The sequence below is a fragment of the Spongiactinospora rosea genome (assembly GCF_003315795.1).
In the GTDB taxonomy this organism is placed as follows: Bacteria; Actinomycetota; Actinomycetes; order Streptosporangiales; family Streptosporangiaceae; genus Spongiactinospora; species Spongiactinospora rosea.
This window is the reverse complement of the sequence record NZ_QMEY01000001.1, coordinates 794,365-807,241: the sequence shown is the minus strand read 5'-3', so window position 1 is coordinate 807,241 and position 12,877 is coordinate 794,365. Positions and strand designations below refer to the sequence as shown.

Genomic DNA, 12,877 nt, shown 5'->3' with positions numbered 1-12,877 from the left:
GTTCAGTGCGGCGGGCGGAGTTCCAGTTCGATTCGGTACCGATCGCCGCGGTAGATGGATCTGACGTATTCCAGGGCCTTGCCGTCGTCGCCGAGGCTCAGCCGTTTGAACAGGAAGGCGGGGGCGTGCACGGGCACGTCCAGCTCCTCTGACTCCTCCCGGGTGGTGACGGTCGGCTCGATCGTCTCGGTGCCGGAGGCGATCACGATGCCGTGCTCGCGCAGCAGCTCGTAGAACGAGCGGCCTTCGAGCGCGTCGCGGGTCAGGTGCGGGAGCAGGTCGCCGGGGACGTACAGGGTCTCGATCGCCATGGGCGCGCCGTCGGCGAGCCGCAGGCGTCTAATGGTGAATACCTCTTCTCTCGGGGAGACGGCCAGTCTGCGCCCGATCTTGGGGCCCGCGGCCCCGCGCCGGAAGGACAGCAGCCGGCCGCCCGGGCGCATGCCTCTGCGGATCATGTCCTCGGTGAACGAGCTGATGGTGAGCGGCACCGCGATCTTGGGCTCGGCCACGAAGGTGCCGCTGCCCTGCTTGCGGCGGAGCCGTCCGTCCGCCACGAGCTGGTCGATCACGCCGCGCAGCGTGGGGCGGGAGACGCCGAGTTCCTGGGCGAGGCCGCGTTCGGGGGGCAGCGCGTCGCCCGGCCGCATGGCGTCGAGCATCGCCAGCAGCGCGATGCGCACCGCACCGCGCTTCGTCTTCACCTGTGGCTCCTCGGCGGACAACACCCCGGCCACCTCCATCGCGTTCACTACCGCCCACAGTAGGAGCAATCCGGCATATTGGTCAATACCACTTGGAGATTCCTTGAATCAGCGATCCGTTACCGGGGAACAGCTCTCCGTGACAACGGGTGCCGGGGCGAAGGAGCCGCGATGGGCCAGCCGATGATCACTCGCCGCGGGGCGCTGCTCGGCGCGGCGGCCTTCGGCGTGCCCGCCGCGCTGGCCGGGTGCGGCGGGCCACCGGGCGGCTCGGGCGCGGGTACGGTCAGCATCGGCTCCAACGCCTCCGACGCGATCCCCAAGAAGGCGCTGCAGACGGTGGTCGACGGCTTCGGCGGGGCGAGCGTGCGGATCAACACGGTCGACCACAACACGTTCCAGGAGAACATCAACCGCTACCTGCGCGGCACGCCCGACGACGTGTTCACCTGGTTCTCCGGCTACCGGATGCGGTTCTTCGCCGAACAGGGCCTGGCCACCGACGTCTCCGACGTGTGGCGGCGGATCGGCCAGGACTACACGCCCGCGCTCAAGGCCGCGTCCTCCGCGGCCGACGGCAAACAGTACTTCGTGCCGTTCACCTACTACCCGTGGGCGATCTTCTACCGCAAGAGCGTGTGGGCGGACCGGGGCTACCGGCCGCCGGCGACGCTCGACGAGCTGACCGCGCTGGCCGGGCGGATGAAACGCGACGGGCTGATCCCGATCGGGTTCGCCGACAAGGACGGCTGGCCCGCCATGGGCACCTTCGACATCCTCAACATGCGCCTGAACGGCTACGACTTCCACATCTCGCTGATGTCGGGCAAGGAGTCCTGGACCGACCGCAGGGTCAAGGCGGTCCTCGACACCTGGCGCGGCCTGCTGGCCCACCATCAGCCGGCCGCGCTCGGCCGCACCTGGCAGGAGGCCGCGCAGTCGCTGGCGCGCGGGCAGACCGGGATGTACCTTCTGGGGCTGTTCGTCGCCCAGCAGTTCCCCCCGGGCGAGCTGGACGACCTCGACCTCTTCACCTTCCCGGAGATCAACCCGAAGTACGGCACCGACGCCATCGACGCCCCCATCGACGGCTACATGATCTCCGCCAAGGCGCGCAACGTCACCGGGGCCAAGGCGCTGCTCGAACACCTCGCCGCCGCCTCCTCCCAGAACGTCGCCACCGAGCTCGACCCCGGCACGCTCGCGTGCAGCGCCAAGGCCGACACCCGCGGCTACACCTCCCTGCAGCAGCGCGCGGCGGAGCTGGTGTCCGGCGCCCGGCACATCGCGCAGTTCCTGGACCGCGACACCCGGCCCGACTTCGCCTCGACCGTGATGATCCCGGCGTTGCAGCGGTTCATCGGGCACCCGGACGACATCGATGCCCTGCTGCGGGACATCGAGGCGCAGAAGGCGAACATCTTCCGCTGATGGCCCCCGTACGGCGCTACTCCGCTGGGGACCGGGCCGTGGTGGCGGTGGGCCTGGGCCTGGCCATCGCCCTGGAACTGGCGCTGATCTGGGGTCCGGCGCTCGCCTCCATCGTGCTGTCCGGCACCGACTGGGACGGCATCGGGCAGCCGCGCTGGGTCGGCGGCGGCAACTACGCCGACCTCGCGGGCGAGTATCCGCCGTTCTGGCCCGCCGTCCGCAACAACCTGCTCTGGCTGGGCTTCCTCGCGCTGATCGCCACGCCGTTCGGGCTGCTGTGCGCGGTACTGCTGGACCGGCGACTGCGCCTGTCCCGGGTGTACCAGAGCGCCCTGTACCTCCCGGTCGTGCTGTCCCTGGCGGTGGTCGGGTTCATCGCCCAGCTCGTCTTCTCCGCCGACTACGGCGTGCTCAACGCGGTGACCGGGCTGACCACCGACTGGCTGGGCGACTCCTCGATCAATCTCTGGGTGGTCATGCTCGCCGCGGGCTGGCGGCACACCGGCTACGTGATGATCATCTACCTGGCCGGGCTCAAGTCCGTCGATCCGGCGCTGAAGGAGGCCGCGGCCATCGACGGGGCGAGCGAGACGCAGACGTTCTTCAGGGTCGTCTTCCCGGCGCTGCGCCCGGTCAACGTGATCGTGCTGGTGATCACGGTGATCGAGGCGCTGCGGGCGTTCGACATCGTGTACGCGATCAACAAGGGCCGCAACGGCCTGGAACTGCTGTCGGTGCTGGTGACCGAGAACATCGTGGGCGAGGCGGCGCGGATCGGCTTCGGCTCGGCCATCGCGGTGATCCTCCTGGTGATCTCCACGGGGTTCATCGTCGTCTACCTGTCGCAGATCTTCCGGGAGGACCGGTGAAGCGGGCGGCGCTGCACGTCTTTCTGGGCCTGGTCGCGCTGGGGTGGGTGCTGCCGCCGGTGCTCGCGGTGTACGCCTCGCTGCGCCCGTACGCCGAGACCGCCAGACTGGGCTACTTCTCCCTGCCCGAGTCGCTGACGCTCGACTACTACGCCCGCGCCTGGACCGAGGCCGAGCTGCCGAAGTACTACCTGAACACGCTGATCGTGGTGCTGCCCGCGCTGGCGCTGACCCTGCTGGTCGCGTCGTTCACCGCGTTCGCCGTGGCCAGGCTGCCCATCCCCGGCCGCCGGACCCTGCTGATCGTGTTCACGGCGGGCAACCTGCTGCCGCCGCAGGTGCTGATCACCCCGCTCTACAGCCTCTACACGCTGGTCCCGCTGCCCTGGTGGCTGTCGGACTCGATGTCGCTCTACGACTCCTACCTCGGGCTGATCCTGATCCATGTGGCCTTCCAGTTCGGGTTCTGCGTGTTCGTGATGGCCAACTTCATGCGCACGATCCCGATCGAGATCACCGAGGCCGCGCTGGTGGACGGGGCCGGGGTGTGGCGACGCTACTGGCGGCTCACCCTCCCGCTGTGCCGCCCGGTGCTGGCCGCGCTCGGCACCTTGCAGTTCACCTGGATGTACAACGACTTCCTGTGGGCGCTGGTGCTGATGACCTCGGGCGGCAAGCTGCCGATCACCTCCGCGCTGAACAACCTGCGCGGCCAGTTCTTCACGGACTACAACCTGCTGGCGGCCGGTTCGCTGCTGGTGGCGCTGCCCACGCTGGTGGTCTTCCAGCTCCTGCACAAGCACTTCGTGGCCGGGCTCACCCTCGGCTCGGCGAAGGGCTGAGCCCGTCACCTGGTGGGGGCGGTGGCCACCAGGCCCTTGATCAGCACGTCCAGCGCGTACTCGAAGTCGGCCTGCGGGTCCACGCCCGTCTGGGTGCCGTGCATCAGCCTGCTGAAGTGCGGCAGCCGTTCGGGGTCGAGCCTGCGGACGTACGCGCTGGCGCTCGGCTCGCCCGCATGCCGGGCGGGATCGCCGGTGAACCCGCCGGTGGACAGCACCAGCGAGCCGTACACCAGGCTGTTGACCGCCCCCAGCGCCCGCCACGCCCCCTGCTCGTCGAACCCGGCCGAGAACAGCGCCCCGACCAGCGCGTCCAGCGGCTTGAGCGAGGATTCGGCGGACGGGTTGGACTGGTCGGTGACCAGGGCCATCGGCACGGCGGGGTGGCGGCGCAGGACGCGGTACATGCCGAGGGCCAGCGTTCGGACCTGCTCCGGCCAGGGCAACCGGGGGTCGGCCGGCTCGATCTGGCCCATGACCCGCTCGGCGAGGCCGTCAAGCAGGTCGGACTTGCCGGCGACGTGGTTGTAGAGGGACATCGCCTCGACGCCGAGCACCTTGGCGAGCCGCCGCATGGACAGGCCGGACAGGCCCTCGGCGTCGGCCAGGGCCAGTGCCGCGTCCAAGACCTTCTCCCTGTTCAGGGTCTCCCGCCGGGCCATGCGCGCGTCCTTTTCCGCCGGTGCCGATTGACAGAGCTTACGGCGTATGTGCTAGTACTTACGGCGTAAGCATACAGTGTACGTAAGGAGCGATCATGGCTGACGTCATCATCGTCGGCGGCGGGCCCGTGGGCCTGCTGCTGGCCTGCGAGCTGAAGCTGGGCGGGGCGGAGCCGCTGGTCCTGGAGGCCGCGACGGGCGAGGGGCGGGCGGCGCGGAGCCTGGGGCTGCGTTCGATCAACGCCCGCAGCCTGCAGTCGCTCGCGTTACGCGGCCTGGCCGAGCCGATGGCGGCGGCGCAGCAGGCCCTGTTCGACGAGTTGAGCGAGTATCGCCGTCCGGGCGCGGAGGACATGATCGGGCTGCTGGTGGAGTTCACCGGCAAGCGCATGATCAGGGGCCACTTCAGCGGCCTGCCGCTGCTCGACGAGTCCGGCAACGCCGAGTACGTCATGCTCAAGCAGCACGACCTGGAGGCGGTGCTGGCGGCTCGCGCGGCCGAGCTGGGGGTCGAGGTCCGGCAGGGGTGCGAGGTGGTCGATGTCGTCCAGGACGATTCGGGCGCGTCGGCCATACTCACCGACGGACAGGTGATCACCGGCCGCTACCTGGCAGGCTGCGACGGCGGGCGCAGCGTGGTGCGCAAGCGGTCCGGGTTCGCGTTCACCGGTACGCCGCCCACGATGACCGGCCGGACCGCCCTCACCGAACTGGCCGACCCGGGCCAGATCACCTCGTCGATCCGCGCCCCCGGCGGGCTGGTCACCCCGTCGCTGGTGCCCGGCGAGATCTCCACTCTGGAGTTCGACGGCGGGCCCGACGACCGCGACGAGCCGATGACGGCCGCCGAGCTGGCCGGAAGCCTGAGCCGGGTGACCGGGCTCGACGTACGGGTGGCCAGGCTGACCACGGGCATCCGCTTCAGCGACAACACCCGCCACGCCGACACGTACCGCAAGGGGCGGGTCCTGCTCGCGGGCGACGCGGCGCACGTCCACTCCCCGATCGGCGGCCAGGGTCTCAACCTGGGCCTCCAGGACGCGATGAACCTCGGCTGGAAGCTCGCCCTGGCCGCGACGGGCCGGGCCGGTGACGCGCTGCTCGACACCTACACCGCCGAACGCCACCCGGTCGCGGAAAAGGTCCTGCGCAACACCCGCGCCCAGGTCGCCCTCATGCGCCCAGGCCCCCAGGTGGACGCCCTGCGCGAGGTCCTTGCGGAGACCCTGCGCCTGCCCGAGGCCCACGAGCACTTCGCGGTGATGATGGACGGCACCGGAGTGGACTACGCCCCCTTCGCCTCCGGCCACGACCTCCCCGACGGCCGCGCCCTCCTCCTGAACGCCGGCCCTGCCCCGCTGGGGTACGAAGATCGGGTCCGTGCGGAGTCGGGGGGCGAGGGCCCGGGGGTACTTGTACGCCCGGACGGCTACGTCGCCTGGACCGCCGGGCATGGCGACCTGGGCGAAGCGCTCGCCACCTGGTTCGGTGGCATGCTGGGGGCCGGACGATCAACAGGAGCTCAGCGATGACCCACCCCCTCAGCCCCCGCCACACCCCGCTCACCACCGACGAACGACCCCGCGCGGAGGCCACCTTCACGGCGCTCGTGACGGAGACGCTGACCACCAAGGGGCGCTTCCGGGTCACGGCCGACACTCCGGACATGGTGGAGCTGTTCCAGGCGGTGGCCCGCCGTGCGGGCGAGAGCCTGGGACGTCCGGTGGTCAGCTACGCCAACGGCCGCGACATCGTGATCACCTTCGCCGACAACGCCTGACCCTATTCGTTTGCGAATACTCGCGGAAAAGGCAGGGTAGCGAACACGGTTTTACCGGAGACCCCGTCGGAATAGCGGTAGCCCGCCTCTTTCGCGATGGATCGAACGATGAAGAGCCCCCGGCCGCTCTCGGCTTCGAAGGGGACTTCGGCGGGGGCTTCGGGGAGGCGGGGGTGGGAGTCCCATACGTTGATGGAGAGGGAGTCGTCAAGTTCTGAGAGGGTGATGCGGATAAGGGAATCTTTGGCGAGTAGCGTGCGGGTTGCGGGAGGGTTGTCCGCGTATCCGAGGGCTTGGATGGAGTTGGTGATCAGCTCCGAGGCGATGAGCTGGGCATCCTCGATGAAGGCAGCGGCCCGGTGACCCCAGCCACGTAGGACGGCCGCCGTATGCGCCCGCCCGATCCAGACGGCACTGGGCAGCGCGACCAACATGAGCGTGTCGCTACGGGGATTACTCTCGATGGTGGACGCCATGGAATTCCTAGGATGATATGTCGCCGATATCCGTCTTCGCCGGGTCGAGCTTTTGCCCGTTCTGAATTCCGGCTGTTCCGAATACAGCCTGCCGTGCATACTGCAGCCCATGGGAAAGTTGGCGGTGACCTTCTGCTACGGCATGCGACCTGGCGAGGTCACTGCCACGCGGACTTCAGGAGGGTCGCATCATGCACCTGCACCGGGCGACTGCGACATTCGCCGCAGAGCTCGCCAGAATCCGAGAAGAGCAAGGATTCACCCAAACCCCGCTGGCCACCCGGCTCAACGTCCACCGATCCCTCATCTCACATATCGAGTGTGAGAAAAAGGTGCCCTCGAAGGCCATTGCCGACGCACTGGACCAGGTCTTCGGCCTCACCGCCACCCGCCACTTCGGCAAACTGTACGAGGCGATCGTCTACGAACGCGGCTCGTTCGGCTGGCTCGAAAAGTGGCGCGAAATAGAGATCGAGGCCGTCTGGCTCCAGTGCTGGGACCCACTGCTCATCCCCGGCTTCCTGCAAACCTACGAATACGCGCGGGCGGTCATCGGCTACAACCCCTTCTTCACCCCAGAAGAGGTCGAAGAACACACCCGCCGCCGCATCGGACGCCGCGCCATGTTCGACCGCGAGTCACCCCCGAACGTGACCTGCCTCATCGACGAGTGCGCCCTCCACCGCCCCATCGGGAGCCCGCACATCCTCGTGGACCAGCTCCGCTTCCTCCTGGAATGGACAGAGCGCCCCCGCCTGACCATCCAGATAGTCCCCATGCAGGCCGGCAACGCGGCCGGCACCAGCGCCGCCTTCCAGCTCGCCAAGCTGCCCACCGGACAGGAATTCGCGTCGGTGGACTCACTCCTGGGAGCCGAGTGCTCCACAAACCCAGAAATGGTGGCAAAGGTCAAAATATGGTATGAGGCCATCCGCGCCGACGCCCTCTCCAGGCGAGACACCATCGAGCTCCTGAGGGCCGCACTAACCCAATGGACCAACAAGCTGACATAAGCAACAAATGGCGGCGGCTCACTTTCTCCACCGCACCCTCACCCAGTGGGCCGCCGTCATCTCCCCACAGGGAAAGTCACGCCGTGACGTCAGGGGTGGCATCCTCTAGTGGCTGCTGTAGTTGACGGTCAGGATGACCACGACCGGATGCGGATCTCCTTCAGGGCCAGTCGTGTACGCATCGCAATACTGGTAGTCGATACGCGCGGAACTACTGACCCTGTAGTGAAACGTCCGCGACCACCCCTCACCCTTCGGACGTCCGGCACGCCCCTTGAGCAGGCTGATCGACGCGATCGGGTCCGGGCTGCCCGGAGTACGCGAAACGTGGTCCCAGAACTGCTGGGCCTGCTTGAGCCCGACCCGCTCCACCAACTCGCCCCAATGTCCGAGGTACTGCCGATGGACCAGGACCCGATACCGAGGCGCCTCCTCGGGCCTCCCACCCGGCCGGCGGGCCGGGCGATGCGGGTCGTACGCGCTACCCCTGCTCATCCGGCTCGGTGACCTCGACATAGTGCCCCGGGCGGTGTTCCCCCAAAAGCACCGAACGCCGTAGCGGATCCTCTAGCTGACGCGCGGTGTTCCGCCACGCCGCGACACACTCATCCAGAATCGCCGTGTCCTCGTCCGCGCTGGCCGCGACCAGAGCATCGTTCAGCTCCCCCAGGAACTCCGTCAGGTCATCACGATCGAACGTACGTAGCCAAGCCAGTTCGCCCAGCTCACCGGCCTTGGGTAGATCCTTCCGGCGCAGCAGTTGCTCAAGCTTCATGTACGCCTCCCACCACTTGCTGAGCGTTTCCAACAGCCGCAGGCGGCTCTCGGGCAACATCACCAAGCTGGTCCCGTCCTTGTCACGGAGTCGTGCCTGCCCCTTCCGGGCGGCTTCAAGGAACTCCGTGCGCCGGTTGGCCAGATCAGTAGGAAGGAAGATTATGTCTGACATCGCGCCGCTCCACTACTAGGATCGTGACTAGAATCCTACCCACGATCCTGGCCAAGGTACACCTCGACCGGGCGTGATCTGAAGGACGAGGCCGGTTGGACGACAGCAAGCCCTTCGACGCACAGGAGTGGTACCTCTGCGATGCCCAGAATGGGGACCCTCAGCGATGGCGGACGGTGAGCCTCGTGACGGCGATGCTGGGCATCCTGACCCGGGGGCCCGCACTTCCTGGACACCGCGCCCCAGAGGCGGCAAGGGGTGGTCCGCGCCGTGGCGCGCGAGCTGTCGGCCAGGGGACTGGATGCGCTGTCCCTGGCCAGGTACGGCATGCGATCAGAAGTGGCCGAGATCGTCATCGGCATACTGATGATCAAGGCGGTGTACCAGGGGGAGACAGAAGACTTGCCGGGTACGGAAGAGTTGCCGGGTGTGGACATCGCCCGCTGGCATGCCGCACTTGGGGTGCCGCCTCTCCAGCCCGCCTCTCCGCTTCCCCGCGGATTTACCTGGTTGGCCTACTCCAAGGAACAGATCTTTCCCAGCATCTCCCGGATCCACCGGTGGATCGAAGCGGTCCCATTGGACGATCTTGTCTCGCTCGCCCCACCCCGAAATGGCGAGCTACCCTCATCGGCCGGGGAAACAGCCGATCATGGGCTCATCGAGCACTACACCTGGGCCGTGGACCACTTCGCGACCACCTTCTACACCGAGTGGCGGACGAAGTCACTGCACCTCGCGCTGCGCTGGCTGGACGGTGACGCAGTACCGCCATGTCCGGACGAACTGATGCACGACCGTCCCATCTCGCGGGGTGAGATCGAAGCGGAGATCGCGAAGCGGGCGGTCTACGGAGAGCCGGAGACCGGCTCGTCGGAGCCCTCTCTGGTGCATGAGATGACCCGCCACGCGGACGGGTTGCTGCGGCAGGGAAGGCACCGCGAGGCCGCAGCCGTCTTCGAGTTCGGCACCCGGCACCGCCCTGACGACCCGACATTGCGCAACAACCTGGGATTTTGCCTGATCCCAGAGGATCCCCGGGAGGCTCTGCGACACCTTCAGGCCGCCGGGGACATGGGATACAAGGCACCCCTCACCAATGCCTACAACCAGATGTGCTGCTTTGCCGGCATCGGCCGCTCCCGCGCCGCGCTCAATGTGGCCGAGTCCGCCTGGAACCTTCCAGTCACTCACCACACGCCGGGCGGACACCTTTGGCGGCGTAAGGACGAAGGCGGCTGGGAGCTGTTCGACTGCGACGACACCCGGTCCTCTCTCGCCGGGCTCGCGGCGTCCATCGCCGCCGAGGAAGGGTGGGGCGACGAGGAGGCCACCTGGCGTTCCCGGTCGGCCGACCGACCCGCCGTCTCATAACATCGCTCAGCCTGCGCCGAACCAGTTGGGCATGTCGAGGCGGAACAGGTCGGGTGGGGTGACCTTGCGGAGGTCCGTTTCCAGGGCTTGGAGGCGGGCCGGGCCCAGGACTGCCGACCATTGGGTGCGGATGCGGTCGAAGGACTGGGCGGACTTGGTCAGGGCGTCGATGGCGCGGGCGGTCAGGTGGATGGTTTTGCGGCGGGCGTCGGCGGGGTCGGGGGTGCGTTCGACGTAGCCGAGGTGTTCGAGAGTGTCGATCATTTTGCCGGCCGCCTGTTTGGAGACGCCCAGTCTGCGGCCCAGTTCGACGGCCGTCGCGCCTGAGGGGCCGATGGCCTGGAAGACGAAGCCGTGCAGGGGCCGCATGTCCGGGTGGCCCTGTTGGGCCAGTTCGGCGTGGACCTCGTCGATGATCATGCGGAAGCCGAGCAGCAGCCGCAGGGGCAGCTCGAATCCCGGGGTGTCGCTTGACATAAAAGACAACCTCGTTGACTATATGGACAACCTCATTGACCATCTTAGGGAGAGTGTCCGATGCCCGTCATCCGTCACACCGAACGCCGCCGCACCGAGACCCCCAACGGCGTGATGACCACCCTCGCCACCCCCACCCAGGGCGGTACGGCCGGGCTGGCCGTCTGGCATGTCGAGTTCGCGCCCGGCAGGCGGGGCCCCGAGCATGCCTTCGACACCGAGCAGGTGTGGACCATCGTGGCCGGGGCCGCGACCGTGGAGTTGCCGGCGGGGACGCTCACCGTCGCGGCCGGGGACACGCTGGTGCTCCCCGCCGACGACCTCCGGCAGATGACCGCCGACCCTGAGCGCGGCTTCACCGCGATCGTCGCCGCGCCCGCCGGTACCCGCGTGTACACCCCCGCCGACGAACCGTGCGACCTCGCCCCCAGAGGCGACGAGCGGATCGTCCCTTTGTGGGCGAGGTGACAGCGGGCTCACAACTGCTCGGCCAGGAAGTCCTCCCAGGTACGCGTACCCAGGTCGGCCCCCGAGAGGGTCAGGTTCGCCCCCTCCCGGTACAGGCGGCCGATCCGGCCGGGCATCGGTACCGGGACCAGCGCCCGCCGACGCCCGCGCGCCCGCAGGTACATCCGCGCGAGGTCCGCCAGGCCGTACACCTTCGGACCCGCGAGGTCGGCGACCAGGCCGGCGGGGTCGCCCAGGGCCAGGGTGAGGATGCGGTCGGCGACGTCACGCGTGTCCACCGGCTGTAGCCGCACCGCGCCCGGCGCCGGCATGACCGGCAGCTTTGCCATCGCGCCGAGCACGCCCAGCACGAGATCGTGGAACTGCGCCGCGCGCAGCGTCGTCCATGGCACGCCCGAGTCGGCCACCGCCCGTTCCGCGCCCAGCTTCGCGCGGAAATAGCCCAGCGGGAGCCGATCGGCCGCGATGACCGAGATGTGCGCGATGTGTTCCACCCCGGCCCGCGCCGCCGCCCGCGTCAGGTGCCCGGCCGCGATGTCGTCGCCCTTGGCACCGCCCGCCAGGTGCACGACGGTCTGCGCGCCCTTCACCGCGCGCTCGATCCCCTCGCCCTTGACCAGGTCGCCGGTCAGGTACTCGACGTCGGCCAGCGGCGCGCGAGCGCCGCTGCGGCTGAGTACCCGCACCTGGCGGCCCGCGTCGAGCAGCATCGGCACCAGCAGCCGCCCCAGTCGGCCCGTACCCCCCGTGACCAGTACAGTTTCCGGCATAATCGCTCCCCGCCCTTCGGTCGGTCCGTGTCGCTCTACGGTTACGACCCCGGGCATGGAAGGAACGTGACGACGGTGGACGACGAGGCCGAACGGCTGGCCGCCCGCTTCGAACAGGATCGGGGGCATCTGCGGGCGGTGGCCTACCGGATGCTCGGTTCGCTGAGCGAGGCCGACGACGCCGTGCAGGAGACGTGGCTGCGGCTCAGCCGTACCGAAACCCGCGACGTCGCGAACCTCACCGCCTGGCTCACCACGGTCGTCGCCCGGGTGTGCCTCAACCTGCTGCGTTCGCGCGAACGGCGGCGCGAGGACCCGCTCGATGACCGGCCGCTTGCGGCGGGCGGCGATCCGGAGCAGGAGGCGGTGCTCGCCGACGCGGTGGGCGTGGCGCTACTGGCCGTACTCGACACACTGGCCCCGGCCGAACGGCTCGCGTTCGTGCTGCACGACATGTTCGCGGTGCCGTTCGAGGACATCGGCACCATGATCGACCGCTCCCCCACGGCGGCCAGGCAGCTCGCCAGCCGCGCCCGCCGCCGGGTCAAGGGCGCCGCCGTACCGGCCGCCGCCGACGACCCTGGCCAGGCCCGTCGCCGCCATGTCGTGTCCGCCTACCTCGCGGCCACCCGTACCGGCGATTTCGCGGCCCTGATCAGCCTGCTGCACCCCGACGTCGTGCTACACGCCGACGCGCCCGCTGTGCCCACGGCCCGGCCGGTTGTCATCCAGGGTGCCCAGCCTGTCGCCAAGAGCGCCATGGCGGCTACGAGCCGTGCCCAGTTCACCGGGGTGGCCCTGATCAACGGGCTACCAGGGCTGGCGATGCTCCGGCACGGCAGGCTTTTCCTGGTGCTCACGTTCACCGTCACGGACGGCCTGATCACCGAGATCGACGTGATCGGCGACCCGGCCCGGCTGGCCGCGCTCGACCTCGCCGTGCCGGAGGCGTGAGGTGCCCCTACCGGGTGCGTGTCGTGGGCCCGGCGGCGCTGGTCTGCCTGGCCGGCGTGCTGACGGTGTCGGTATCGGCTTGACGACACGAGCTCGGAGCGTGTCCGG

At 68.8% G+C, this 12,877-nt stretch carries 16 protein-coding genes; 9 read left to right on the top strand and 7 right to left on the bottom strand.

Annotated features, from left to right (window positions below):
* Positions 1 to 2: 2 nt before the first annotated feature.
* The gene (locus DP939_RS04210; protein ID WP_113978981.1) at positions 3 to 743 is read right to left on the bottom strand and encodes a GntR family transcriptional regulator; all 741 of its coding nucleotides are present in this window, start codon (positions 741 to 743) and stop codon (positions 3 to 5) included.
* 132 nt (positions 744 to 875) lie between these two features.
* On the opposite strand from DP939_RS04210, the gene DP939_RS04205 reads away from it, so the two are divergent.
* The 3 genes from DP939_RS04205 to DP939_RS04195 are packed head-to-tail and all read left to right on the top strand — an operon-like array spanning position 876 to position 3,846.
* Positions 876 to 2,135 (top strand): ABC transporter substrate-binding protein, encoded by a 1,260-nt coding sequence (locus DP939_RS04205; protein WP_113978980.1) that lies wholly within the window; start codon positions 876 to 878, stop codon positions 2,133 to 2,135.
* Positions 2,135 to 3,004: a carbohydrate ABC transporter permease gene (locus DP939_RS04200; protein ID WP_113978979.1), complete on the top strand. Its 870-nt coding sequence runs from the start codon at positions 2,135 to 2,137 to the stop codon at positions 3,002 to 3,004. The genes DP939_RS04205 and DP939_RS04200 overlap by 1 nt, the downstream gene beginning before the upstream one ends.
* Positions 3,001 to 3,846 carry a carbohydrate ABC transporter permease gene (locus tag DP939_RS04195; protein WP_113978978.1) on the top strand — a complete coding sequence of 282 codons (846 nt, stop codon included), beginning with the start codon at positions 3,001 to 3,003 and terminating at the stop codon, positions 3,844 to 3,846. The genes DP939_RS04200 and DP939_RS04195 overlap by 4 nt, the downstream gene beginning before the upstream one ends.
* A gap of 5 nt (positions 3,847 to 3,851) precedes the next feature.
* Here DP939_RS04195 and DP939_RS04190 read toward each other — a convergent pair whose 3' ends face one another.
* Entirely contained in the window at positions 3,852 to 4,508 is a 657-nt protein-coding gene (locus DP939_RS04190; protein ID WP_113978977.1) for a TetR/AcrR family transcriptional regulator, read from the bottom strand.
* 95 nt (positions 4,509 to 4,603) lie between these two features.
* Here DP939_RS04190 and DP939_RS04185 point away from each other — a divergent pair, with 95 nt between their 5' ends.
* Both DP939_RS04185 and DP939_RS04180 read left to right on the top strand, forming a co-directional pair.
* Positions 4,604 to 6,040: an FAD-dependent monooxygenase gene (locus DP939_RS04185; protein WP_113978976.1), complete on the top strand. Its 1,437-nt coding sequence runs from the start codon at positions 4,604 to 4,606 to the stop codon at positions 6,038 to 6,040.
* The gene (locus tag DP939_RS04180; protein ID WP_113978975.1) at positions 6,037 to 6,288 is read left to right on the top strand and encodes a hypothetical protein; all 252 of its coding nucleotides are present in this window, start codon (positions 6,037 to 6,039) and stop codon (positions 6,286 to 6,288) included. The genes DP939_RS04185 and DP939_RS04180 overlap by 4 nt, the downstream gene beginning before the upstream one ends.
* A gap of 2 nt (positions 6,289 to 6,290) precedes the next feature.
* On the opposite strand, the gene DP939_RS04175 is transcribed toward DP939_RS04180, so the two are convergent.
* Entirely contained in the window at positions 6,291 to 6,764 is a 474-nt protein-coding gene (locus DP939_RS04175; protein ID WP_158578455.1) for an ATP-binding protein, read from the bottom strand.
* A 191-nt stretch (positions 6,765 to 6,955) separates the two neighbouring features.
* Here DP939_RS04175 and DP939_RS04170 point away from each other — a divergent pair, with 191 nt between their 5' ends.
* Positions 6,956 to 7,777, top strand: a complete 822-nt coding sequence (locus tag DP939_RS04170) for a helix-turn-helix domain-containing protein (RefSeq protein ID WP_113978973.1) — start codon at positions 6,956 to 6,958, stop codon at positions 7,775 to 7,777.
* A 105-nt stretch (positions 7,778 to 7,882) separates the two neighbouring features.
* Here DP939_RS04170 and DP939_RS04165 read toward each other — a convergent pair whose 3' ends face one another.
* Both DP939_RS04165 and DP939_RS04160 read right to left on the bottom strand, forming a co-directional pair.
* Positions 7,883 to 8,152, bottom strand: coding sequence for a hypothetical protein (locus tag DP939_RS04165; RefSeq protein WP_147267858.1), 270 nt, complete (start codon positions 8,150 to 8,152; stop codon positions 7,883 to 7,885).
* A gap of 106 nt (positions 8,153 to 8,258) precedes the next feature.
* Entirely contained in the window at positions 8,259 to 8,726 is a 468-nt protein-coding gene (locus DP939_RS04160) for a hypothetical protein (protein WP_113978971.1), read from the bottom strand.
* Positions 8,727 to 8,996: 270 nt separating this feature from the next.
* Between DP939_RS04160 and DP939_RS04155 the strand changes: the two genes are divergently transcribed.
* A complete protein-coding gene (locus DP939_RS04155) occupies positions 8,997 to 10,100 on the top strand; it encodes a tetratricopeptide repeat protein (protein WP_113978970.1) in 1,104 nt (367 codons plus the stop codon).
* Between the two features lie 6 nt (positions 10,101 to 10,106).
* Here DP939_RS04155 and DP939_RS04150 read toward each other — a convergent pair whose 3' ends face one another.
* Positions 10,107 to 10,577: a MarR family winged helix-turn-helix transcriptional regulator gene (locus DP939_RS04150; protein WP_113978969.1), complete on the bottom strand. Its 471-nt coding sequence runs from the start codon at positions 10,575 to 10,577 to the stop codon at positions 10,107 to 10,109.
* Between the two features lie 60 nt (positions 10,578 to 10,637).
* Here DP939_RS04150 and DP939_RS04145 point away from each other — a divergent pair, with 60 nt between their 5' ends.
* Positions 10,638 to 11,045, top strand: a complete 408-nt coding sequence (locus DP939_RS04145) for a cupin domain-containing protein (RefSeq protein ID WP_113978968.1) — start codon at positions 10,638 to 10,640, stop codon at positions 11,043 to 11,045.
* 8 nt (positions 11,046 to 11,053) lie between these two features.
* On the opposite strand, the gene DP939_RS04140 is transcribed toward DP939_RS04145, so the two are convergent.
* Positions 11,054 to 11,815 (bottom strand): SDR family oxidoreductase, encoded by a 762-nt coding sequence (locus tag DP939_RS04140; RefSeq protein ID WP_113978967.1) that lies wholly within the window; start codon positions 11,813 to 11,815, stop codon positions 11,054 to 11,056.
* Positions 11,816 to 11,881: 66 nt separating this feature from the next.
* Here DP939_RS04140 and DP939_RS04135 point away from each other — a divergent pair, with 66 nt between their 5' ends.
* A complete protein-coding gene (locus tag DP939_RS04135; RefSeq protein ID WP_404828572.1) occupies positions 11,882 to 12,769 on the top strand; it encodes a sigma-70 family RNA polymerase sigma factor in 888 nt (295 codons plus the stop codon).
* Positions 12,770 to 12,877 lie beyond the last annotated feature (108 nt).

Bases quoted from the DNA above. Each gene is read 5' to 3' on its own strand.
- DP939_RS04170 (WP_113978973.1), top strand. From the start codon at position 6,956: ATGCACCTGCACCGGGCGACTGCGACATTCGCCGCAGAGCTCGCCAGA.
- DP939_RS04145 (WP_113978968.1), top strand. From the start codon at position 10,638: ATGCCCGTCATCCGTCACACCGAACGCCGCCGCACCGAGACCCCCAAC.
- DP939_RS04140 (WP_113978967.1), bottom strand. From the start codon at position 11,815: ATGCCGGAAACTGTACTGGTCACGGGGGGTACGGGCCGACTGGGGCGG.
- DP939_RS04150 (WP_113978969.1), bottom strand. From the start codon at position 10,577: ATGTCAAGCGACACCCCGGGATTCGAGCTGCCCCTGCGGCTGCTGCTC.
- DP939_RS04185 (WP_113978976.1), top strand. From the start codon at position 4,604: ATGGCTGACGTCATCATCGTCGGCGGCGGGCCCGTGGGCCTGCTGCTG.
- DP939_RS04200 (WP_113978979.1), top strand. From the start codon at position 2,135: ATGGCCCCCGTACGGCGCTACTCCGCTGGGGACCGGGCCGTGGTGGCG.
- DP939_RS04205 (WP_113978980.1), top strand. From the start codon at position 876: ATGGGCCAGCCGATGATCACTCGCCGCGGGGCGCTGCTCGGCGCGGCG.
- DP939_RS04180 (WP_113978975.1), top strand. From the start codon at position 6,037: ATGACCCACCCCCTCAGCCCCCGCCACACCCCGCTCACCACCGACGAA.
- DP939_RS04210 (WP_113978981.1), bottom strand. From the start codon at position 743: ATGGAGGTGGCCGGGGTGTTGTCCGCCGAGGAGCCACAGGTGAAGACG.
- DP939_RS04190 (WP_113978977.1), bottom strand. From the start codon at position 4,508: ATGGCCCGGCGGGAGACCCTGAACAGGGAGAAGGTCTTGGACGCGGCA.
- DP939_RS04160 (WP_113978971.1), bottom strand. From the start codon at position 8,726: ATGTCAGACATAATCTTCCTTCCTACTGATCTGGCCAACCGGCGCACG.
- DP939_RS04175 (WP_158578455.1), bottom strand. From the start codon at position 6,764: ATGGCGTCCACCATCGAGAGTAATCCCCGTAGCGACACGCTCATGTTG.